A 3,196-nucleotide genomic window follows, 5' to 3' on the forward strand; every position below is an offset into this window, starting at 1 on the left:
CGCCCGGCTCGACCTGCTCACCGAGCTCGAAGGAGTCGAGTGGGACACCGACTCCCTCACGCACGTCGGGACGGCCCGGGACCTCGCCGACACGTTCCTCGACTGGTCCGCCGTCGGTGCCGCCGACGGGTTCGTCGTCCGGCCGGCCTCGCTGCACACCGACCTCGACGTCCTCGTCGACGGCGTCGTGCCGCTCCTGCGCGAGGCCCGCGCGTTCCGCGACAGCTACGCGGGTCCGACGCTGCGTGACCAGCTGGGCCTTGCCCGCCCGGTCAACCGCTACGCGGCGATCGCCTGATGGGCGCCCGCAAGCAGGTCCACCTCGGCGTCCACTTCCCCGGGGTCAACAACACCACCGTGTGGAGCGACCCACGGTCCGGCAGCCAGATCGACTTCGCGTCGTTCGAGCACCTGGCCCGGCGCGCCGAGGAGGCGAAGCTCGACTTCTTCTTCCTCGCCGAGGGACTGCGGCTGCGCGAGCACAAGGGCCAGATCCACGACCTGGACGTGGTGGGTCGGCCCGACACCCTGCCCGTGCTGGCGGCGCTCGCCGCGGTCACCGACCGCATCGGGCTCGCCGGGACGATCAACACGACCTTCAACGAGCCGTGGGAGCTGGCCCGCCAGTTCGCGACCCTGGACATCCTCAGCGGCGGGCGTGCCGCGTGGAACCTCGTGACCAGCAGCGACGCCTTCACCGGCGAGAACTTCCGGCGCGGCGGGTTTCTCCCGTACGACGAGCGGTACGAGCGTGCGGCCGAGCTGGTCGCGGTCGCACGGGCGCTGTGGGACTCGTGGGACGACGACGCGGTGATCGCCCACGCCGGCTCCGGGCAGTTCGTCCGGCCCGGCTCGGTCCACGAGGTGCGCCACGAGGGCCGGCACTTCCAGGTGCGCGGCGAGTTCACCACCCCGCGCGGCACGCAGGGGCACCCCGTGCTGTTCCAGGCCGGCGACTCCTCGGACGGCCGTGACTTCGCGGCGGCCACCGCGGACGTCGTGTTCTCCGCGCACTCCACGTTCGAGTCCGGTCAGGCGTTCTTCACCGACGTCAAGGGTCGCCTCGCTGCGCACGGTCGGCGGCCGGTGGAGCTGCTGATCCTGCCGGCGACGACCGTCGTGCTCGGCGACAGCGCGCAGGACGCCGCCGAGCGGTCCCACGAGATCCGGCTGCAGCAGGTGCCGGGGCCGACGGCCATCGCGTTCCTCGAGCAGGTGTGGGGACGCGACCTCACCGACCACGACCCCGAGGGGCCTCTGCCGCGGATCGAGCCGGACATCGAGAACCTCGACATCACCCGCGGTCGCGTCCGGCACGTCAAGGACCCGCGGAGCATCGCGGCCGCGTGGCGGGAGCTGGCCGACGCGAACGGCTGGTCGATCCGGCAGCTCGTCATCGAGGTGACGTCGCGCGGCGGGTTCGTCGGCACGGCCACCGAGGTCGCGGACGCGATCGACCGGTACGTGCAGGAGGACGCGTCGGACGGCTTCATCCTCGTGCCGCACCTGACCCCCGGCGGCCTGGACGACGTGCTCGACCAGGTGGTGCCGCTGCTCCAGGAGCGCGGCTCGTTCCGCACCGACTACGCGGGCACCACCCTGCGCGACCACCTCGGCCTCTCCCGCCCGGCGCCCCGCGCCACCCGCTCCACCGCCGACCGCGCCCTCGTCGGCTGACCCCACCTCTCCACCCCGAACGAAGGACCCCGCCATGCTCCGCTCGACCCGTGCCCGTTCGGCCGCCCTGGCCACCCTCGTCGTCCCCGCGCTGTTCCTGACCGCCTGCGGCTCGGGCACGCCCGCGGCGTCGGACCCGTCCACCTCTGCCAGCACCGAGGCCGCGACCCCGGGCGGCACCCTGCGGTTCGCCCTCGGCGCCTCACCGAGCGGCGTCGACCCGCAGCAGGTCGGCTCGAACGTGAGCATCTACATCGCCCGTCAGCTGGCCGACTCGCTGACCGACCAGGACCCGCAGACCGGCGAGATCGTGCCGTGGCTGGCGGAGAGCTGGGACGTCAGCGACGACCTCACCCACGTCACGTTCCACCTGCGCGACGACGTCACGTTCTCGGACGGGACGCCCCTGACCGCGACCACCGTGAAGGCCAACTTCGACGCCCTCGTCGGCCCCCTCGCGGCGTCCGCGCCGCTCGCCGGCTCCTACCTCGCGGGCTACCAGGAGACCACCGTCGACGACGAGCACACGGTCACCGTGGTGTTCTCCGGGCCCAACGCCCAGTTCCTGCAGGCCACGTCCACGGTGTCGCTGGCGATCCTGTCCGACGCCACGGCGGCAGCCGACCCGGCAGCGCGGCTCCAGGGCGCGGTGGTGGGCTCCGGCCCGTTCACGCTGGAGGAGTACACCCAGGACCAGGGCGCGACGATCGTCCGGCGGGACGGGTACGCGTGGCCGTCCGAGGTCTCCGAGAACCCCGGCGAGGCGTACCTCGACCAGATCGACTTCACGATCGTCCCCGAGTCGGGCGTCCGGTCCGGCGGGCTGGCCTCCGACCAGTTCGACGCCGTCGGCGACGTGCTGCCGCAGGACGTGCCGCAGGTCGAGGGCTCCGGTGGCTCGGTGCTGACGCGCACCAACCCCGGGGTGGCGTTCGTGCTCCAGCCGAACGTGAGCGCCGGCCCGCTCGCCGACCCCGCCGTGCGCGCCGCCGTCCAGGTGGCGATCAACCGCCAGGAGCTCGTGGACACGGTGCTGAGCGACGCGTTCAAGCCCGCGACCAGCGTGCTGGCCAGCACGACACCCGGATACGTGGACCTGTCCGACGAGCTGGCGTTCGACCAGGACGGCGCGGCCGACGCGCTCGAGGACGCCGGGTGGAGGCTCGGTGCGGACGGCATCCGCGAGAAGGGCGGCGAGAAGCTCTCGTTCGACGTGGTGTTCGCGCCGCTGTTCACGGGCAGCCAGGCCGTGCTCGAGCTCACGCAGCAGCAGCTCAAGGCGGTGGGCGTCGACCTCCAGGTGCGGCAGCAGACCCCGGCGGAGCAGCAGGCGGCGCTGACCGCCGGTGACTACGACACGTACTACTACAACGTCACGCGCGCCGACGGCGACATCCTGCGCACCCAGTTCTCCTCGAAGTTCCGCAACATCAACAAGCGGCCCGCGGACACGGTGCTCGACCCCCTGCTCGATGCGCAGCTGGCCCAGGCCGACCCCGCCACGCGCGCCGCCGACCTC

At 72.8% G+C, this 3,196-nt stretch carries 2 protein-coding genes and 1 pseudogene; all 3 read left to right on the forward strand.

Annotation, left to right across the window (positions count from 1 at the left end; translation table 11 throughout):
• Positions 1-298 (forward strand): annotated as a pseudogene (locus AC1DUQ_RS19745) (LLM class flavin-dependent oxidoreductase); the annotation flags it as partial.
• Entirely contained in the window at positions 298-1,677 is a 1,380-nt protein-coding gene (locus tag AC1DUQ_RS19750) for an NtaA/DmoA family FMN-dependent monooxygenase (RefSeq protein WP_477062266.1), read from the forward strand. The pseudogene AC1DUQ_RS19745 and the gene AC1DUQ_RS19750, both read left to right, overlap by 1 nt.
• A gap of 34 nt (positions 1,678-1,711) precedes the next feature.
• Positions 1,712-3,196, forward strand: a 1,485-nt coding sequence (locus AC1DUQ_RS19755) for an ABC transporter substrate-binding protein (protein ID WP_477074419.1), incomplete at its 3' end; no start/stop codon positions are given.

Source organism: Cellulomonas sp. P4_B5_2 (assembly GCF_056402235.1).

Excerpts from the sequence above, each read along its gene's own strand:
- AC1DUQ_RS19750 (WP_477062266.1), top strand. The coding sequence starts at position 298 with ATGGGCGCCCGCAAGCAGGTCCACCTCGGCGTCCACTTCCCCGGGGTC.